Below are 19,071 nucleotides of genomic sequence, written 5' to 3'. Positions count from 1 at the left end.
AGGTATTACTCCTGTGGTTCACCGCCGGGCGGTGAGGCACATCACGGGGCTGTGGCCGCCCCGTATCGAGGCATGGCCGGACAGGGTTGTCCGGCCGGTCTAAGGCTCACCCTCACTCGTAGAGGTAGCAACGCACGAAGTGGTTGTCGGCAAGCTTGGTGATGGGGGGCAGCGCCTCCTTGCAGCGGGGCATCGCCTGATTGCAGCGCCCGGCAAAGGGGCAACCGCAGGACTCCGGTGTCCAGAGCGGGATCTCCCCCTTGCGGCCACCCTCCAACTCGGCGTGGATACTCTTCTCGGGGTCGGGCACCGCCGAGATGAGCAGCTGGGTGTAGGGGTGCTGCGGGTGGTGCAGGATCTCGTCCACCTCGCCCCACTCCACCATGTGCCCTACATACATCACCGCCAGATCTTCCGCCACATAGCGGGCGGTGGCGATGTCGTGGGTGATGTAGAGCATGGAGACGCCGAGCTCATTCTTCATCTGCTCCATCAGGTTGAGGATGCCGATGCGAATGGAAACGTCGAGCATGGAAGTCGGCTCGTCCGCCAGCACCACCTCCGCCTCCACCGCCAGATTGCGGGCGATGTTGACCCGCTGGCGCTGGCCGCCGGAGAGCTGGTGCGGATACTTGGCCGCCGTTGCTTTGGCGGGGGTCAGGCCGACCTTTTCCAGCAGGGCGTAGACCATGTCGGGCAGCTCTTTTTTGTCGATCACCTTGCTGTGCAGCAGCAGGGGACGGGCGATGTGGTGATAGATGGTGTGGGTCGGGTTGAGCGAACCGAACGGATCTTGCCACACCATCTGCACGCTCTGGCGATAGTCCAGCAGGGCGGTGCCCTTGTTGAACTCCTCCAGATCGTGGCCGCGATAGAGAATGCGCCCGGCACTGAGCTTGTACATCTTGGCGATGATCTTGGCGATGGTGCTCTTGCCGGAGCCCGACTCCCCGACCACCGCCAGGGCGCGGCCCCGGTGCAGGTTGAAGGTGATGTCGGAGAGTGCCCGCATCTTGCCACTCTTGATGGCATTGGAGTTGATGGGGAAGTCCTTGTAGAGGTGCTGGACTTCGATGATGGGTGCATCGGTTTTGGCGATTTGCATGACAGACATCCTTAACAGCCAGCGGCCTTGTCCAGATAGATCACGGAATCTTGTTGCAGTCCCTGCTCCTCATAGAGGTGGCAGGCGGTCTGTTGCCCGGGGCGGATCTCGGCCAATCTGGTGTACTCCTGACGGCAGCGATCGTGCACTTTGCCGCAGCGGGCCTGAAAGCGGCAGCCGACCGGCACCTCCAGCAGGTTGAGCGGGGTGCCCGGGATCCCCTCCAGCACCTTCTTCGGCCCGTGCAGGGGCGGGAAGGAGTTGCCGAGCCCTCTGGTATAGGGGTGTAGCGGCGCGGTCAGGATCGCCTTGGAAGGAGCCACCTCCACCAGCTCACCGGCATACATGATGCCGATGCGATCGCAGAATTCCACCATCAGGGAGAGGTCGTGGGTGATGAACAGAATGGAGAAGTTGAACTTCTCTTTCAGGGCATAGACCTTCTGCAGGATCTCCCGCTGCACCACTACATCGAGCGCCGTGGTCGGTTCATCCATGATCAGAAGCTCGGGGTTGAGCGCCATGGCGATGGCGATCACCAGCCGCTGGCGCATGCCGCCGGAGAACTGGTGCGGGTAATCCTTGAGCCGGCTCGGGTGGATATCGACTATGGTGAGCAGCTCCTGGGCGCGCTTGATCGCCTCGTAACGGGTCATGCCGGGGTTGTGGGCCAGCAGCACGTCGCAGAACTGCTCCTCCATCCGCAGCACAGGGTTCAGGGCGTTCATGGCGGATTGGAACACCACCGACACCTGTTGCCAGCGATAGGAGCGCAACCGTTCGTCGTTGTAGTGGAGGATATTCTCCCCCTTGAACAGGATCTCGCCACCGCTGATGTAGGCGGGCGGCTTGTGCAGCCGGGCTACCGAGAAGGCGACGGTGGATTTGCCGCAGCCCGACTCACCGGCGAGACCGAAGATCTCGCCTTGTCGGATATCGAAGCTCACCGAGTTGACGGCGCGCACGTCGCCATTTTCGGTGATGTAGTCGACGCAAAGATTGCGTACTGACAGCAGGGGATGCTTGTTCATGCTGTCTTCTCCTGTGCTGTGGCAACCGGAGTGGTGACCGGCGCCGCGAGTTTCTTCCAGCGGCTCAGCCCTTTGTGGGAGCGCAGCTGCGGGTTGGCAATCTCATCGATGGCGAAGTTGAGCAGGGCCAGACCGGCACCCAGAGTGGCGATGGCAAAGCAGGGGGCCAGGATCTCCCACCAGGCGCCGACCAGAATGGCACTGGAGGTCTGGGCGTTGTAGAGCATGATGCCCCAGCTCACCACGGTCGGGTCGCCGAGACCGAGGAACTCCAGGGTCGCTTCGGTGACGATGGCGTAGATGATGGAGCCGATGAAGCTCACCCCGATGATAGAGATGAGGTTGGGCAGGATCTCCACCAGAATGATGCGCCAGGCCGGCTCGCCCAGCACTTCGGCGGCAATGACGAACTCCTTCTCGCGCAGCGCCAGGGTCTGGGCGCGGATGACCCGCGCGCCATAGGCCCACGAGGTCAACCCTATTATCACGGCAATTACCGCCGGTGACGCCTCCCCGATAAAGCTCGCCAGCACCAGTAGCAAGGGGAGGTTGGGGATCACCAGCACCACGTTCATCAGGAAGGTGAGGCATTCATCCACCAGACCGCCGAAGTAACCGGCAGTGATGCCGATGGCGACGGCCAGGGTGCAGACCAGCAGGCCAGCACTGAAGCCCACCATCAGTGAGATACGGGCGCCGTTGGTGAATTGGGCCCAGATATCGTGGCCCATGCGGGTTGAACCCATCACGAACTCGGCACTGGGCGGCTGGTGCGGGCGAGCCACCCGTTTGGTCGGCTCGTTGCTGGCCAGAATGGGGGCAAAGAGGGCCATCAGTACGAAGGCAACCACGATGGCGAGGCCACAGGCAGCCTTCTTGTTGCCCAGCAGGATCTTGAGAATGGTCGGCATACGCATCTTATTTGCCTCCTGTACGCAGACGGGGATCCAGGAAGACGTAGAGCACGTCGGCCAGGAAGTTGAAGCTGAGCATGGTGATGGTCATGATGAGCAGCTGCCCCTGAATGAGCGGGTAGTCGCGGGCCAGAATGCCCTGATAGAGGGTTAGGCCCAGGCCGGGATAGTTGAAGATAACTTCGGTGATGAGAGAGCCACCGATGACGAAACCGAGCGCCATGGAGAGGGCGGTGACGCTGGGCAGAATGGCGTTGCGGGCGCCGTAGTTGAAGATCACCCGGTTGCTGGAGAGCCCCTTGGCCTTGGCCATGGTGATGTAATCCTCGCCCAGCAGGTTGATCATGTTGTTGCGCATGGTGATAAGAAAGCCCCCCACCTGTACCACGGCCAGGGTCAGCACCGGCATGATGGCGTGAGTCATGATGCTCTTGATGTGCTCCCAGCCCCAGTCAGCCTTGATCTCCGGGCTATAGGCGTAGCCGATGGGCAGCCACTCGAGGCTTACCCCGAACAGGAACAGGGCGAGCAGGGAGACCACCACCGGCGGAATGGCCTGCATCACCAGGGTGAGCGGGGAGAGAATGCTGTCCATCCGGCCGCCGCGATACCAGGCGGCGAAGATGCCGACGATGGAACCGAGGGAGAAGCTCAGGATGGTGGAGGTGCCGACCAGAAACAGGGTCCAGCCGATGGCACGGCCCAGCACGTCAGAGACCTGCTGCGGGTAGAAGCGCACCGAGGTGCCGAGATCCCAGGTGAAGACACTCTTCACATAGGTGAGAAACTGGGTGCCGATGGGGCCGTCGACAAAGCCGAAGGTGGCTTTGAGGGCTTCCAGGGCGGCGGGTTCCATCATGGCGCCAGCGCGGGCAAACATCACGGAGACAGGATCCCCTGGCATGGCACGGGGTAACAGGAAGTTGATGGTGGCGGCTACCAGAAAGGCAACCAGATAGAAGGAAAAGCGTCTCAGTATGAATCCCATGATGGTACCTTTTACTGCAAGTCTGCCCCGCATCGGGTATAGCTACCCCAACCCCGGCAAAGCCGGGCAATAAGGGGATTAACGGGGAAGATGGCCCCCCGCAGGGGGCCGGGATTGTTTAGCTGTTTGGCTTGAGGGACAACACGTGCAGCAGACGCTCAGGGGTGTCCGGGTGGAGCTGAGGTTTGGCTACCGGGTTATCAGCACTGAACCAGCCGTTGAAGCGCTTGGTGCTGTACTCATACCAGGTCGGGTTGTTGAAGACCGGAATGATGGTCTGGTTGGCACCAACACGATCCTGGATGGCGAACATGATCTCCTTCTGCTTGGCCGCATCGGCGGTCTGGGTGAAGTCATCGATCAGCTTGTCGAGCTCGGGGTCCTTGTAACGGGGCGCGGCGAAGCGGTTGCCACGGTCACCCATGTTGCGGGAGTGGAACGCGGTCTCGAAGTACTTGTGCGGGTTGGCACCGGCAAAGTAACCCTGCAGGGCGACGTCGAAGTCACCGGTGATCAGGTTCTCGGTCCAGACGGTCGCTTCCGGGGTGGCGGTCTTGGCGTTCAGGCCCAGTGCCTGCAGCCCTTCTACACCGATCTGTACTGTGTTGACCCAGTCGGTCCAGCCGTTCGGCACCAGTACCTTGAACTCGATCTTTTTGCAGCTCGGGGTGTCGAGGAACTTGTCGCCGTCACAATCCTTGTAGCCTGCCTCTTTCAGCAGGGCCTTGGCCCCTTCCAGATCGAACTTGTTGTACTTGCCGTACTTCTTGTCCACTTCCGGGTTGTTCCAGGAGTCAAAGGCTTTGCCCAGACCTGACGGGTACTCGTTGACGGTGGGGTAGCCGTAGCCCGCGATATCCACCATGGACTGGCGGTCCATCGCCATGGAGAAGGCGCGGCGGAAGTTGATGTCGTTGAAGGCTTCGTTATTGCCCGGGTTCTTGGTCTGGAAGTTGACGTTGAACGCCACGGTACCGGAGGCTGGGAACCAGTATTTGTTGTTCTTCGGATCGTTGCCGACGTAGAGGCGCTCGATATCCGGCACGAAGGAGCCGAACCAGTCGATGTCACCCTTCATGACAGCCGCCAGCACCTGGTCGTTGGTGGCCATCTGCGGCATACGCAGACAGTCGATAGCGAGGTTGGCGTTATCCCAGTAGTGCGGGTTGCGGCACTGGGTATAGAGCTGGGCGGAGAAGTTGTCCACTTCGGTGAAGGGGCCAGTACCAACCGGCTTGTCGTTGGTGAAGGCAACCGGATCTTTCACCGATTTCCACTGATGCTCCGGCACGATAGGTACCAGCACCAGATCGTTCACCACGTTGGTGTTGACCTCGGTCAGGTCGAATTTGACCTTGTTGGGGGCCAGCTTCTCGACGCTCTTGATCTGGGTCCAGATTGAGCGCTCATCCAGCGCCTTGTTGGCCTTGACCAGATTGAAGGAGAAGATGATGTCATCGGCATCAAAGGCTTCGCCGTCAGACCACTTCACGCCGTCACGCAGATCGAAGGTGACGGATTTCAGGTCATCGCTGAACGCATAGTTGGTGGCCAGACGATAGACGGGTTTGCCCCCTTGCATATCGTTGAAGATCACCAGTGGTTCATAGATGAAGTGACGGGTGGTGTGCAGCAAGCCCGCTTGCAGGAAGGGGTTGAAGTTCTTGACCCAGGCGGTTTCCTGCTGTGCGACCATGGTCAGCACGGTTTTATTGTCTGCGGCCATGGCGTTACCGGCGGCACCGGCAAGCATCATGGTTCCCAGCATTACAGCGGTAGAGATTTTGGATACTTTGGCAAGCATATGTTTTCCTTTCTTATTTTTTGGCATTCCCGAGGGTTCGCCTTGTTTTGTGTGAGCACCGGTTTCGCATGCTGATGAAATCGGCCCTCTGTGTTGGTCAGGTGTCTAACCTTTGTCGTTCTGTTTTCCAACGCCCTAAGCAAACCAGAATTAACAGGAAAACAACAACTATTGATTTCGTTGTTTTCGTAAAAATTGACGGTGTTACGTCAATCTCGTCAAAATGCTTTTTTATCTGTTTAGAATCATTGGTTTGCGTTATTTGCTCTCGTGTAGAAAGTGGCTGTGAAAATGGCGTATATGACAAATTTGTGAATTGGATCTGCTCTCGGTTTCGGGGTCGGGCGGGGCTTTGTTTTGCATAAAAAGAAACCAGATTGCCAATTGTGATCCGGCGCCCGTTTAGGGCGCCGTGTCACGGCTTGCGGTTGGCGAGTTGACGCAGGGTCTGGGCGCTGTGCTGCAACTGCTGGCGCTGGTGGTCATTGAGCGGGCAGTGGCCCAGCACATACTCGGTGGTGGCCACCACCGTCTTCCAGCGTGGCGACTTGGGCAGGGTGTCCAGACTCAGGTATTTGTCGAGGGTGCGGGTCTGCGGGCTGGATCTGTCCATATAGACGCGCCACAGCTTGCTCTTCTCCGCCAGCACGATTTTGCCCTTGCCGGTCCCCTGCTGCCAGGCATCCAGGGTGAGCTGCATGGTCTCTACCAGCGCCCGGCGCAGCGGCTCGTCATCCTGCTGGCGAATAAGGTCGTCGGCCAGCGAACGGAACTCGCCACCCAGGCGGCTCAGCTCGCCCAGCAGCTGTTCATCTTCGATGATGGCTTGCCGCGAGAGGTTCTTGAGGGCGTTCTCCAGCGCCATTACCCGGTTCTCATCCTGACGCAGCTCGGTACTCAGAGTGAGGGCGAAAGCGGCCTGTCCTCCGAGCGCGATGGGCAGGGCACGGGCGTTGAGCACATCTTTTTGCCCGGCCACCAGAAACTCCAGATTGTGTTCCCGCTCGCTGGCAAGGTCGGGCCACTGCTGTTGCAGCGGGGTGGCGAGCCACTCATTGAGGGGCTGCCCCTCCATGGCTTCCGGCTCCTGTCCCAGCAGGCGCGCCAGCACCCGGGAGGCAAACAGCACTGTGCCCTGCTCGTCGATAAAGATCATGGGGTCGGCCCCTTCGCCGAGCAGGGCCAGCAGGCGCTGCTGATCCTGATGCAGTCGATCCTGCAGGGTGAGGCGATGTTCGATCTCCTGCTTCAAGAGCCGGTTTTCTACCAGCGAGGCGCGTCCGGCCTTGGCCTCCAGCAGTGCCTTGACCCGGGCAAACAGCTCCTCCTTGCAGAAGGGTTTGACCAGATAGTCGTTGGCACCGGCCCCGAAGCCCTCCTCGATATCCTTGGGCTGGTTGAGGGCGGTGAGCAGCAGCACCGGCAGCATATCTTTCGGGTGTTGCTGGCGCAGGCGACGGCAGACGTCAAAACCGGAAAGGGTCGGCATCATCACATCGAGCAGAATGAGGTCCACCGGCTCTTCGGCCAGCTTGGCCAGCGCATCGTGGCCATCGCTGCTGGGCAGAATGCGGTAGCCGCAGGGCTGCAGCAGATGGCGCAGGATGTGCAGGTTGATGGGCTCGTCATCCACCACCAGAATGAGCGGCGCATCCTCGGGGGGAGGGGGCAGATCGTCGCTCTCCCAGTCCGGCAGGATCAGCGGTTGCTGGCGCACCAGCTGATGCTCGATCTGGCGGCTGTCGAGAGTCAGATTGGCCGCTTTGCCGGTGGCAAGGGGCAGGGTAAAGGCGAAGGTAGAGCCGACGCTCGGCTCGCTCTCGACAAACAGCTCGCCCCCCATCAAGTGCACCAGCTGGCGGGTGATGGAGAGGCCAAGGCCTGCCCCCTGCTTGCTCACCTCCGGGCTCATCTGCACCAGCGGCTCGAAGATGTGCTCCAGATGGTCGGGGGCGATGCCGATGCCGGTATCCGTGACCTTGATGCGCAGGAAGTTGTTCTCGACGATGGCACTGAGCACCACTTTGCCCTGCGGCGTGTACTTGATGGCGTTACCCACCAGGTTGTAGAGCACCTGTTCGAGCCGCTGTTCGTCGGCCAGCACCGGCGGCAGTTCGGCCGGGCTGATATCCACCAGAGTGAGGGGTTTGGCCTGCACCAGATGCTGGCAGAGGTCCAGCACCAGCCGGATAACCCCCTTGGATGAGACGGGCTGGGAGTGGATCTCCAGCTGGCCGTAGCGCATCTGATGGTAGTCCAGCAGATCGTCCACCAGACGGGCCAGGCCATCGGCGCTCTTGATGATGAGCCCGAGCTGCTTTTGCTGTCCTTCGGTCAAATCCTGCTGGCTGGCGAGCATCGACTCGGCCATCCCCTTGATGCCGTGAATGGGGGTGCGCAGCTCGTGGGAGGTGTTGGCCAGCAGTTCATCCTTGAGTTTGTCCGCCTGCTGCAGGCTGAGGTTCTGCTTGTGGGTCAGCTTGACCTGCTGTTGCAGCTCCTGGGTCTGCTGTTCGATGAGTTCGATCTTGTCCTTCACAGAGCGCTGCATATGGCGAAACGCCTCGGCCAGCCGGTCGATATCATCGCCGGTGCGCTCGATGGCGATGGGGTGATCCAGCGCGCCGTCGGCCACCTGCTCGGCTGCTTCGGTGAGAGAGCGCAGCGGCGCCGTGATGGAGTGGGAGAGCCAGCGGGAGAAGAGGATCAGCAGCAGCACCGAACCCGCGCCCAGCACGATGACCAGCGTCTCCAGCTGGCGGATCGGGGCATAGGCTTCCCGGGTGGAGATCTCGGCAATAAAGGCCCACTCGGTATCGAACACCTTCACCTGGGTGTAGGCGGCCAGCACCTCGTCATCCTGATAGGAGTGGAACAGCCCTACCCCCTGCTCGCCGGAGAGCGTCTTGGTGATGAGGGGCGTTTGCAGCGGCCGGAAATTGGGGCTGAAGCTGTTCTCGACGCTGAACTCCGGCGCCAGCCAGGCATCGGCGCGCATCCGCTTGTCAGGGCCGATCAGGATGGTCTCGCCGGTCTCGCCAAGCCCCTCCCGCTCCGCCATGATCTGGTTGAGCTTGTCCGGCAGCAGCTCGAAAATCACCACACCGCGCACATAGTCGTACTGCATCACGGGGGCTGCCATGTAGGCGACCACCTGCCCGGTCAGCTCGTTGCGGCCAAAATCAGTGAACTCGAAGATCTGCTGTGGTTTCTGGCCACCATCGAGGCGGCGTTTGATCTTGGCGAAGGTCTGGCCCAAGCCACTGCCCTGATAGGGGCCGGAGAGCAGATTGGTGGCAAAGTTAGGGTGCTTGGTGACCGAATAGACCACATCACCGTTGAGGTCCACCAGAAAGATGTCGCTGTAGTTGGACTTGCGCACCATGTCGGCATAGCCGCGATGAAAGCGCTGGTGCACCCGGCCATACATCTCGTCGGCGAGGATAAGCGCCGTGATGGAGGGTTCGATCTCCACCTGACTGTCCGGTTTGCGCAGTTGATCCCAGGAGCCGGGCAGATAGCGGGCCTGGGCGCGGCTGCGGGCCTCCTGCGGTGTGGTGCCCAACTTCTCGAAGGCGCCGGTAAAGCCATAGAAACGGCCGATACTGTTGCCGGCAAAATCCTGCTGGGAGAAGTTGATGATCTGCTCTTTGAGGTTGTTGAAGTAATCCTCGAGCTGACTCTTCTTGATATTACGAACGGAGACCAGATGGTTGGAGGTCTGGGTGGTGAGATCCTTGCCGTGGCTGTATAGGAAGAAGAGGGTGATGACCAAAAAGGGCACCATGCCCAACATGAAAAAAGCCAGCATTAACTGCGGCCTGAGCCCACGAAGCGTGAAGATCCATTTCATCTTGTGATTTTCAATTGAGAATCCGGTTATTAAGCCGCTCAAGTCTCGAACGAAAGCGTAATCATTTCAACGACTTTATCCCAAATTCGCTTGGTGGGTCACAGCTGACTGGAGAAAAATGCAGCAAGGCGTATAAACCCTGAGCAAACAGTCTGCATCAGGGTTTAAATTGCGAAAAAGGGGTTGTGCTGGCGCTCGTGCTACGTATAATGCGCCTCGTTGTCAGGTAACTGGCACGAAAGCAGTAACGCGGGAATAGCTCAGTTGGTAGAGCACGACCTTGCCAAGGTCGGGGTCGCGAGTTCGAGTCTCGTTTCCCGCTCCAATTTTCCATCGCACCAACGATGGAACTCACTTTCAAGACAATCAGTCTTGTCAGCATGGCGCGTTAGCAAAGCGGTTATGCAGCGGATTGCAAATCCGTTTAGTCCGGTTCGACTCCGGAACGTGCCTCCATATTTTCTCTGTTTATCTCAATAATCACTCTTCGAGTCTGAGCCTTGGTCAGTATCCTTGCTGTACCAGTAACTGTTCGCAGCCAGCCTGTTTCCACTCGCGCTCGAGATAGTGGCTCACATCCGCCATGTTTTGCCCCCGATATTGAAACTGCACCTCGGCGCTGTGCTGGTTGAGATCCGCAATCCGTTGCTTCAGTGTGCCGCATTGCCACAGGCTGACGGTGGGCACGCCCCGTTCGGCCAGCACGATGGCATCTTCCCGATTCAGTTGCCACTCCTCCAGTTGTGCCCGTGTCAGGGCAACCATCAGCACCAGCAGTGCTACTTCCGGCAGTTTCATGCGTGTCTCCCTACTGCATGTTTTTCCCCTGATAACTGTGGCAAAGCGCACGATTTTCGCAAGTTTGTTAACTGTTGGTTAATGACGTAACCCGTTTTCAGTATTTCCCATTTTTCACCATTTTTTTATAAAAAAATGCGTTGGTGATGTAGTAATCCTACATGGAGTGGGGTAATCTTTGCTCAGTGGTCTTACCAGTAAGGAGTTACATCATGTTTCATCCCTTTTCCCTGACTCAGATTATTCTTCGTCGCATTTATGTATTGCTGGTGGGCATTCTGGCTTTCCCCGTGATGCTGTTTCGCAGCGATCGTGCCCGCTTCTACAGCTATCTGCACCGGATCTGGAACAAAACCAGCACCAAACCGGTGTGGCTCAAAATGAGCGAGCGTGGCGAGCGGATCTTCTACTAAACCCCATTCGCACCATGTGCAAAAAGAGACAGCCAAAGCTGTCTCTTTTTTTATCTGCTTGCCGCAACTCCTGGCTCCCAACACCACTCCGATTGTTTGTTTCTTGTTTCTTTAAAGTTGCATCCAGCCCTGCCTGTTGGCGGGGCTTTTTTATGTCTGACGCATCTCTTTTGATGGAAGCAGTGAAGAAGATTAACGGGATGAAAGCACCATATGGCACTTTCCTCGTTCATTAATGGGTGGTCGTCGAGAAATTTTCAATGAAGAAATTGCTGTTTTAAATCAATGCCTTGTTTGTTTCGCTTTGGGTTGTTTAACTCTTTTTTGTGTTTTTTTGAAAGGGAATATCCCGTTCGCCGGTTCTATTGCAGGTACCCGGTTGCGACAAATCGGGGATATCAGCAACATCCAACGACATCAAAAGGAACATGAACATGAATGTTAAAAAAAGCACTGCTATCGCCTCCGCCATGACCGGTCTGCTGGCGCTGGGCGCCCAATTTATCGCGGCACCAGCAATGGCTGCCGATGAAAAGGAGAAGTGCTACGGCGTGGTCAAGGCCAGCAAAAATGACTGTGCGACCAAGAGCAGCTCCTGCGCCGGTACTGCCAAGGAAGATGCTCAGGGTGATGCCTTTGTGGTGATGCCCAAAGGGCTGTGCGAGAAGCTGGTCGGCGGTTCGCTGCAACCCAAGTAAGAGACATCGGGCAGGGGATGGCCAATGGGTCGCCCCCTGCATCTTCTCTGGTTGGCGAAAGCGAGTCTTGCGATGAACCCTTTGATTGGTATCGGATTACGCACTCCCCATTACGACGAGATCCGGCAAACCCTGCCGGCAGTCGGTTGGCTGGAGGTGCACAGTGAAAATTACTTCGAACGGCACAGCCAGGGTTTTCAGGTGCTCGCCGAACTGGCGCAACACTACCCCGTCAGTCTTCACGGCGTTGGCATGTCCCTTGGTTCTGCCGACCCGCTCGATCCGCACCATCTGCAGCAGTTGTCGACACTGGCCGCGGCGATCAAACCGGTACGGATATCCGAACATCTCAGCTGGGGCAGCATTGGCGGGCGTTACTTCAACGATCTGCTGCCGGTGCCCTATACCCGAGCCTCCCTGCGCAACATGAGCGACAAGATCCAGCAGGTACAACAGACCCTGGGTTGCCGCATGCTGATTGAAAATCCCTCCTCCTATCTGCAACTGCCCGGGGAGATGAGCGAGTGGGAATTTCTGGCCGAGCTGCAGCAGCGCAGCGAGTGCGGCATCCTGCTCGACCTCAACAATCTCTATGTCAGTGCCTTCAATCACGGTTTCTCTTGCGATGAGTATCTGGCGGCGATCGATCTCGCCACCGTCGGGGAGATCCATCTGGCCGGTTATACCGAGAAACAGCTGCCGGAAGGCTCCCTCTATATCGATACCCACAGCGCCCCTGTGGTGGAGCCGGTCTGGGAACTCTATCGCCAGATCTGCCGCAAGCAGGCCATTCCGACCCTGATTGAGTGGGACCTCGAGATCCCGCCGCTGCCGGTCTTGCTGGCAGAGGCGGCGAAGGCCAGTACCATTCTGGATGAGGCGCGCGCCATGAGTGCGCCACGGGAGGTGGCCCATGGCTGAGCTGGCACAGCTGCAACAGCATTTTGCCGAGGGTCTGCTGGGGGCGCCTGACGCCATTTCCCCTCACATCAGCTCCCGGCTCTTTTCTGCCGAGTCTGTGCTGCAGGTCTATCGCAACCACTTCATCCTGAGCCTTGGCGAGGTGCTGGCGAGCAGTTATCCCGCCGTCAAGGCTATGGTCGGGGATGACTTTTTTGCAGCGGCGGCCCGTGGCTTCGTATTGGCCGAGCCCCTCAGGGAAGGGAGCGTCATGCACTATGGCGCCGGATTTGGCCAATGGTTGGCCCGCTTGCCAACTACAACCGGACTGCCCTGGCTGGAGGCGCTGGCGCAGTTCGAATGGCAGCTTGAGCGTGCCAGTCTGCTGCCGCTGGAATCACGCTGCTGGCCAGCCGAGCGTCTGGCCGCATTATCGCCGCAACAATGGGAGCGGCTGCGGCTGTTGCCAGCCACGGATCTGCTGCTGGTTGCCAGCGATTATCCGGTGCTGGCCCTGTGGCAGATGGCGCTGCATGGTGGTGAAGCGGTGGAGGTGCTTGATGCCCCCGTCTGGTTGGCATTGAAGAAACAGCCGGATTGCCGGGTTGCCCCCTTGCCCCTGACGGCGGGTGAGTGGGCGCTGCTACAGGGTTGTCTCGCTGGTACGGCGCTGGTCGATCTGCTGGCGGCCGACCCTGCGGCCAGTGAACATCTCACTCGCCTGATAACTCTTGGTATGCTGGTGGATATGGAGGTAATGCCATGATGGCAAACAAATGGCTGGCGCTGGCCAGCTCGAGTGGTGATTTGCCGCGTTGGAGCAGCGCTGGTGTGCTGTTGCTGGCGCGGCTGTGGGTCGCCTCGGTTTTTTTCACTTCAGGCTGGCTCAAGCTGACGGCGTGGGATTCCACCCTCTATTTGTTTGAATCCGAGTATCAGGTGCCCCTGCTGCCCTGGTTGTGGGCTGCTTATCTGGGTACGGCAACCGAGCTGCTGTTGCCGCTTTTCCTGCTGGCGGGGCTTTTTACTCGCCCGGCCGCCTTGCTGTTGTTTGGCTTCAATATCATGGCGGTGATCTCCTACCCGACCCTCTGGGCGGGTGGCTTTTACGATCACCAGCTGTGGGGCTGGATGCTGCTGACCCTGATCATCTGGGGCGGCGGTGTGCTGAGCCTGGATCACTGGCTGACACGTCGCAGCCATTGATTTATCAGTGGTTTCCCCTATGACAAAGAGCGCCACAAGGCGCTCTTTGTCATAATGACGGCCGGCGAAATTTCCCATGAGAGAAAAGGAGCAACCCATGATCATTCGTCAGGCAAGGGCCGCAGATATTCCCGCACTGGTGGCGCTGCGCATGGAGCTGTTTTGTGAGGTCGGTGAGCTGGTGACGCCGCAGGCAGACCCGGCCTTGTGGCAGGCCACCCTTGACTATTTCACCCGGGCGATGAGTGAAGAGAGTGCTTTATCCTGGCTGGCTGAGGCCGATATGCAAGAGGGCGGCAAACAGATCGTGGCGGCAGGGACGTTGGCATTGTTTGAACGGCCACCCTATCCCGGCAATCTGGCGGGGATGGAGGGGTACCTGCTCAATATGTATACGCGGCCACAATGGCGCCAGCAGGGGATCGCCACGGCGCTGCTCGATGCCATTACAGCCTTCGCCAGATCGCGTCAGCTGGGCAAGGTGTGGCTCCATGCCAGCGAGCAGGGGCGCCCTCTCTATGAGCGGATCGGCTTTGTCGCCAATCCGGCCTATCTGGAGTGGGACCTGGCACCTTAATCGATGGGCCCCGTTATCTCTATGGTTTCTCGTCTAAAGTTCATGCAGATGTGATGTAGTTGTAAACAGGTAACAGAGGGGCAGGGCAAGATGTTCAACTTCAAAATCAAAGCGGAATTACAAGCGTGTCAAATGCAGTTGGCCCAGGCCCAGGCATTTATTGATGCAGTAAAAGTCGGTGTCGCTACCATCAGTTTCACACCAGGTGGCGAGATCCTCGAGGTGAACCCGCTGTTTCTGAGTGTGGTGGGCTATAGCGAGCAGGATGTGATTGGTAAACACCACCGGATCTTTTGTGATGCCCACTACGCCCAGTCATCCTCCTACGCCCAGTTTTGGGAACAGTTGCGTCAGGGGCATTCCCACAGTGGCATCTACCAGCGCATTGACAAACATGGCAGGGAGTTGTGGCTGGAGGCTACCTACTTCCCGATCAAGGTTGAGGGCAAGGTGGTCAGGGTCGTCAAGATAGCCTCCGATATTACCGAGAGTTATCAGCAGTTGAGTCGTCAGAAAGCGATCATCTCGGCACTCGATCGGGCGCTCGCCATTATCGAGTTCACCCCCAAGGGGGAGATTGTGACGGCCAATCAGAATTTCCTCTCCTGCGTCGGTTACTCCCTTTCTCAGCTCAAGGGGCAGCATCACAGGCTGTTTTGCGATGAGAGCTTCTATCGCGAGCAACCCCACTTCTGGGACGATCTGGCCCACGGCCAGCTCAAGTCGGGGCTGTTCAGTCGCCGTGACAGCCACGGTAACGAGATCTGGCTGGAGGCTACCTACAACCCCATCAAGGATGAGAGCGGCAAGGTGGTCAAGGTGATCAAGTTTGCCAGTGAGGTGACAGAGCGGATCAAGCGCGCCCAGGCAGTGAGCGAGGCGGCCAACATAGCCCAGACCATTTCGCAGGAGACCACCCGCTTTGCCGAAACCGGGTCTGAGCTGCTGGCGGCATCGGTTGCCATCTCCAGCGCCATTTCCGAACAGGTGAGTCGCACTTCCGGCCTGATTGGCCAGCTCAATGAGCAGTCGAAAAGCATTGAAGCCATTGTCTCGACCATCAGCAGTATTGCCGAGCAGACCAATCTGCTGGCCCTTAACGCAGCCATCGAGGCTGCCCGGGCCGGCGATCAGGGGCGCGGCTTTGCGGTGGTGGCCGACGAGGTACGTCAGCTGGCTGCGCGCACCTCCCTCTCGACCGGCGAGATCGCCAGCGTGGTTCAGAAAAACCGCGAACTGACGGCCCAGATCACCGGCAACATCAATGAGGTGGCGACCAGCGCCCAGCGTGGCAAGGAGCAGATCGGCGAGGTGAGTGGCGTGATGGCGCAGATCGAGCAGGGTGCCATCAATGTGACCGAGACAGTCTCCAATCTGGCCATCGGCTCCTGACGGTTATGGGTTGTTGAACGAGGCACCGATCGGATGATAATCCCATCGGTGCTTATTTATTGCGCACTTGATATGCCAATCTGAACCCCTCCTGTATCGTCCCGCCATTGTGAATTGTCCTCTTCTGGCCCCTTGATTAGGCTTGCCGCCTCATTTATTTCAGAGCAGGAACAGAACACGATGGCATTACAACAGAAGGGGCGGGCAATGGCCCTGCTGGTTATGGTCGCGAGCATGGGTCTGGGCGGCTGTATGGGGCAGATGGGGCTTTCCGGCATGGTCACCAAGGGCAACCTGAGCGTGGTGGATAACCGCTACGCTCGTGCCGGGGTCTTTATGCTGCTCTCCCCTGTCTACGGTCTGGCCGCGACCGCTGACCTGTTCGTCTTCAATACCATCGAGTTCTGGTCTGGCAAGAATCCCATCACCGGCAAATCTCCAGCTGTGGTGGACATGAAAGCCAATCCGGTGATCAAGGTGAACCAGCATCTGGATCCGGCCCTCAAGACGGTGCCGCTGGCCATGCTGCCACAAGGGGTGCGCGAGGTGGAGATCAGCTACCCGGACGAGCATACCGCCCAGATGGAGGTGCACTATCTGGATGGCCGCCGCAGCATGATGCGTGGCGAGAAGCGTGGCGAGCTGATGGATATCTACTTCGATGGCCGCTTTGTATCTACCCTGAGCCGCGCCGAGCTGGAAGAGCGGGCGAATCAGGGCAAGGCTGCTGCCTAAATTCAACTGAATCCAGATCGATCCAGCTTCAGATGGGGTATACCTAATCTGCTGGCAAAATCGCCATGATGTCTAAGGGAGTAGACTATGACGGTGAATGGATTGCGATTGGCGGAGTTGATTGGTTCCCTCAGTCATGCGCTCGATATGACCGAGGGGCAACCAAGAGGACACTGCATTCGCTGCTGCTGGATAGGTTCCCGTCTGGGGGAACGGCTGGGACTGGACGCCCGGCTGCGCCATGATCTCTACTACACGCTCCTGCTTAAGGATCTTGGGTGCAGCAGCAATGCCGCCCGCATCTGCGAGCTATATCTCACCGACGATCTTCACTTCAAACGCGATTTCAAACTGGTGGATGGCTCCCTCTCCGAGGTAGTCAACTTTGTGCTGGGCCACACCGGCTTGCAGGCGGATCTGCTGGGACGTTTTCGCAGCCTGTTTCATATCTTTCGCAACGGTGACCAGATTGCCAACGAACTGATCCAGACCCGCTGCCATCGGGGGGCGGATATTGCTCGCCAGCTGCGTTTCAGTGACGAGGTAGCCGATGGCATCCTCTCCCTTGATGAGCACTGGAATGGCAAAGGTCGGCCCCTGCAACTGGCAGGCGAGATGATCCCGCTCTTCTCCCGTATTGCCCTGCTCTGTCAGGTGGTGGATGTGTTTCACGCAGCCGCAGGTCCGGATGCGGCGCTCAAGGAGCTGCGCGAGCGCAGCGGCAGCTGGTTTGATCCGGCGCTGGTTCGGGAATTTGAAGCGCTGGCCGACGAGGAGTTCTGGCAAGGGCTGGCCGATCCCCGACTGACCGAGTGGGTGCTGGTCCACCCGGCCGGACAGGGGGAGGTGGCGCCGGATGAGGATTATCTGGATGAAATCGCGGCCGCCTTCGGGCAGGTGGTGGACTCCAAAAGTCCCTACACCGCGGGTCACAGCGGCAGGGTTGCGCTCTATACCGACATTCTTGCCACCCAGATGGGGTTGTCCGAGTCGCGTCGACGCTGGCTCAAGCGGGGCGCCTTGCTCCATGATGTGGGCAAGCTCGGGGTGAGCAACGCCATCCTCGACAAGCCGGGCAAGCTCGATGCGCAGGAGTGGGCGGCGGTGCAGATGCATGCCGCCTACACCGAGGAGATCCTGAGCCGCATCGGCGCCTTCGAGGAGCTGGCGCAAGTGGCGGGCGCCCACCATGAGCGGCTCGATGGCAAGGGCTACCCCAAGGGGCTGAAGGGGAACGAGATTACCCTTGAGACGCGCATCATCACCACAGCCGATATTTTCGATGCCATCACCGCCAAGCGCCCCTATCGCGGCGCCATCCCTGTGCCGCAGGCGCTGGAGATGATGGCGGAGAATCTGGGCACCGCAATAGACCCCGACTGTTTTGCCGCCCTGCAGGCGGGTATTCAGGATTTCTCCCTCTACCTCACCACCGAGCAGCCGCTGGCCAATGCCAGTTAAGATTTGCTGCCTTCATGGCCCAAACGGCCAGTCAGACAGCAAAACGCCCCGCCACTGCGGGGCGTTTTGCATTGGGTCTAGTCGGGCTGCTTGCGATGGGGCGGGGTGAGGATCAGCCCCAGCAGGCGGCGCAGGTGGGTGAGCTGTTCGGTCAGCTGGACGTTGAGCCAGAGGTAACCATTGATGGCTGCCTCTGCGTTGGGCGGCAGCGATACCTGGGTTGCTACCTCGTGCAGGCGGGCGATGGCGGCATCCGCGCCACGCCCGTCACCGGTTTGCATCATCAGGGCAAGCTGGTTGATCGCCTCCTCGGTGGCCAGATGGCAGGCTTGCAGCGCAGCCGTGCTCTGCATCAGGAAGTGGCTCTCCCGATCGTTCCAGTAGGTGTTGGCCAGCATCTCAAGAGTGCAGAGGGTGTTGCGCATGGTGACCTGCACCGCATCAAACAGGGCGACGCTGTGGCGCGTCTCCTTGGCCGCAGGGGCCAGCAGGGCCCGCAGTTTGCCGGTCTGGGCCAGCAGTTGGGAGAGATTGTGCTTGAGGCGCGGGCGCTCCAGCACATTGGGGGAGAGGTGGGTGTGATAGAGCCGCCCCGACTGCTGCAGGATCTGGTGCAGTTGCAGCCGCCAGTGGCTGTAGGCCCGCTGGGGGTAGATGCTGCAAAAGAGCAGCGCCAGCAGGGAGCCCAGTATCACGTCGGCACTGCGCCACAGCGCCGTCTCTATGTCCCCCGGCATGGCCCCCATGGTGACTCCCAGGGTGATGCCGATCAGCAGCCCCACATAGGGGCGCTTGCCGAGGGCCAGATAGCCGCAGAGGAACATGATGCACCCGCACCAGATCAGGGTGAGTGGCAGGGAGTAGATCTCGAGATAGAGCGCCACCACCCCGCAACTGGCGCCGAAGATGGTGCCCACCACCCGCTGCAGGGCGCGGGAGAGCACATTGCCCCAAAACGAGATGGGGCCCATCACCACCACCAAGGTTATCAGCGGCCAGGTGCTCTCCGGCAGTTTCAGCTCGCGGGTCAGCAGAAAGGTGAGCATAAAGGCGAGCGCAATGCGCAGGCCATGGACGATCCGGTAGCGGCCATAGACCAGTAGATCGAGTCGGGAGAGGGGGGCATCAAGACGCACGGTCTGCCTCCTGTCAGGTGGGGGACGGGGCGCCGTGCATCCGGCCGACGCCCCGTCGGG

General features: G+C 59.3%; 17 protein-coding genes and 2 tRNA genes. 11 read left to right on the top strand and 8 right to left on the bottom strand.

Annotated features, from left to right (window positions below):
- Positions 1 to 112: 112 nt before the first annotated feature.
- The 6 genes from L972_RS17785 to L972_RS17760 form a co-directional block, all read right to left on the bottom strand.
- Complete coding sequence (locus tag L972_RS17785) at positions 113 to 1,105, bottom strand: ABC transporter ATP-binding protein (protein ID WP_005353824.1); 993 nt, start codon at positions 1,103 to 1,105, stop codon at positions 113 to 115.
- Between the two features lie 11 nt (positions 1,106 to 1,116).
- On the bottom strand, positions 1,117 to 2,136 hold the full coding sequence (locus L972_RS17780; RefSeq protein ID WP_005334876.1) for an ABC transporter ATP-binding protein: 1,020 nt from the start codon (positions 2,134 to 2,136) through the stop codon (positions 1,117 to 1,119).
- Positions 2,133 to 3,053: an ABC transporter permease gene (locus L972_RS17775; RefSeq protein WP_047439984.1), complete on the bottom strand. Its 921-nt coding sequence runs from the start codon at positions 3,051 to 3,053 to the stop codon at positions 2,133 to 2,135. Before L972_RS17775 ends, L972_RS17780 begins: the two co-directional genes overlap by 4 nt.
- A gap of 1 nt (position 3,054) precedes the next feature.
- Positions 3,055 to 4,038, bottom strand: coding sequence for an ABC transporter permease (locus tag L972_RS17770; RefSeq protein WP_005334871.1), 984 nt, complete (start codon positions 4,036 to 4,038; stop codon positions 3,055 to 3,057).
- Between the two features lie 118 nt (positions 4,039 to 4,156).
- Positions 4,157 to 5,842 carry an ABC transporter substrate-binding protein gene (locus L972_RS17765; RefSeq protein ID WP_047439982.1) on the bottom strand — a complete coding sequence of 562 codons (1,686 nt, stop codon included), beginning with the start codon at positions 5,840 to 5,842 and terminating at the stop codon, positions 4,157 to 4,159.
- Positions 5,843 to 6,257: 415 nt separating this feature from the next.
- Entirely contained in the window at positions 6,258 to 9,695 is a 3,438-nt protein-coding gene (locus L972_RS17760) for an ATP-binding protein (RefSeq protein WP_043822397.1), read from the bottom strand.
- Positions 9,696 to 9,944: 249 nt separating this feature from the next.
- Here L972_RS17760 and L972_RS17755 point away from each other — a divergent pair.
- Both L972_RS17755 and L972_RS17750 read left to right on the top strand, forming a co-directional pair.
- Positions 9,945 to 10,020, top strand: a tRNA-Gly gene (locus L972_RS17755).
- A gap of 57 nt (positions 10,021 to 10,077) precedes the next feature.
- A tRNA-Cys gene (locus L972_RS17750) sits at positions 10,078 to 10,151 on the top strand.
- A gap of 48 nt (positions 10,152 to 10,199) precedes the next feature.
- Here the strand turns inward: L972_RS17750 and L972_RS17745 are convergent.
- The gene (locus tag L972_RS17745; protein ID WP_005347702.1) at positions 10,200 to 10,493 is read right to left on the bottom strand and encodes a hypothetical protein; all 294 of its coding nucleotides are present in this window, start codon (positions 10,491 to 10,493) and stop codon (positions 10,200 to 10,202) included.
- Between the two features lie 212 nt (positions 10,494 to 10,705).
- On the opposite strand from L972_RS17745, the gene L972_RS17740 reads away from it, so the two are divergent.
- The 9 genes from L972_RS17740 (at position 10,706) to L972_RS17700 (ending at position 17,875) form a co-directional block, all read left to right on the top strand.
- Positions 10,706 to 10,906: a YbfA family protein gene (locus L972_RS17740; RefSeq protein WP_005334863.1), complete on the top strand. Its 201-nt coding sequence runs from the start codon at positions 10,706 to 10,708 to the stop codon at positions 10,904 to 10,906.
- Between the two features lie 434 nt (positions 10,907 to 11,340).
- Positions 11,341 to 11,604: a BufA1 family periplasmic bufferin-type metallophore gene (locus L972_RS17735; RefSeq protein WP_005334862.1), complete on the top strand. Its 264-nt coding sequence runs from the start codon at positions 11,341 to 11,343 to the stop codon at positions 11,602 to 11,604.
- Between the two features lie 72 nt (positions 11,605 to 11,676).
- Complete coding sequence (bufB, locus tag L972_RS17730) at positions 11,677 to 12,525, top strand: MNIO family bufferin maturase (RefSeq protein ID WP_047439979.1); 849 nt, start codon at positions 11,677 to 11,679, stop codon at positions 12,523 to 12,525.
- The gene (locus L972_RS17725; protein WP_047439978.1) at positions 12,518 to 13,270 is read left to right on the top strand and encodes an HvfC/BufC N-terminal domain-containing protein; all 753 of its coding nucleotides are present in this window, start codon (positions 12,518 to 12,520) and stop codon (positions 13,268 to 13,270) included. The genes bufB and L972_RS17725 overlap by 8 nt, the downstream gene beginning before the upstream one ends.
- Positions 13,267 to 13,710, top strand: a complete 444-nt coding sequence (locus L972_RS17720; RefSeq protein WP_047439976.1) for a DoxX family protein — start codon at positions 13,267 to 13,269, stop codon at positions 13,708 to 13,710. Before L972_RS17725 ends, L972_RS17720 begins: the two co-directional genes overlap by 4 nt.
- 97 nt (positions 13,711 to 13,807) lie before the next feature.
- On the top strand, positions 13,808 to 14,287 hold the full coding sequence (locus L972_RS17715) for a GNAT family N-acetyltransferase (RefSeq protein ID WP_047439974.1): 480 nt from the start codon (positions 13,808 to 13,810) through the stop codon (positions 14,285 to 14,287).
- Between the two features lie 90 nt (positions 14,288 to 14,377).
- Positions 14,378 to 15,679, top strand: coding sequence for a methyl-accepting chemotaxis protein (locus L972_RS17710; protein WP_047439972.1), 1,302 nt, complete (start codon positions 14,378 to 14,380; stop codon positions 15,677 to 15,679).
- Between the two features lie 180 nt (positions 15,680 to 15,859).
- A complete protein-coding gene (locus tag L972_RS17705) occupies positions 15,860 to 16,414 on the top strand; it encodes a DUF3332 domain-containing protein (protein WP_047439970.1) in 555 nt (184 codons plus the stop codon).
- Between the two features lie 87 nt (positions 16,415 to 16,501).
- Positions 16,502 to 17,875 carry an HD-GYP domain-containing protein gene (locus L972_RS17700; RefSeq protein ID WP_047439968.1) on the top strand — a complete coding sequence of 458 codons (1,374 nt, stop codon included), beginning with the start codon at positions 16,502 to 16,504 and terminating at the stop codon, positions 17,873 to 17,875.
- A gap of 77 nt (positions 17,876 to 17,952) precedes the next feature.
- Here the strand turns inward: L972_RS17700 and L972_RS17695 are convergent, their stop codons facing one another.
- Positions 17,953 to 19,011: an FUSC family protein gene (locus L972_RS17695; protein WP_042054492.1), complete on the bottom strand. Its 1,059-nt coding sequence runs from the start codon at positions 19,009 to 19,011 to the stop codon at positions 17,953 to 17,955.
- Positions 19,012 to 19,071: the final 60 nt, after the last annotated feature.

Source organism: Aeromonas sp. ZOR0001 (assembly GCF_000801015.1).
Lineage (GTDB): Bacteria > Pseudomonadota > Gammaproteobacteria > Enterobacterales > Aeromonadaceae > Aeromonas > Aeromonas veronii.
This window is presented reverse-complemented; position numbering and strand designations above follow the sequence as displayed.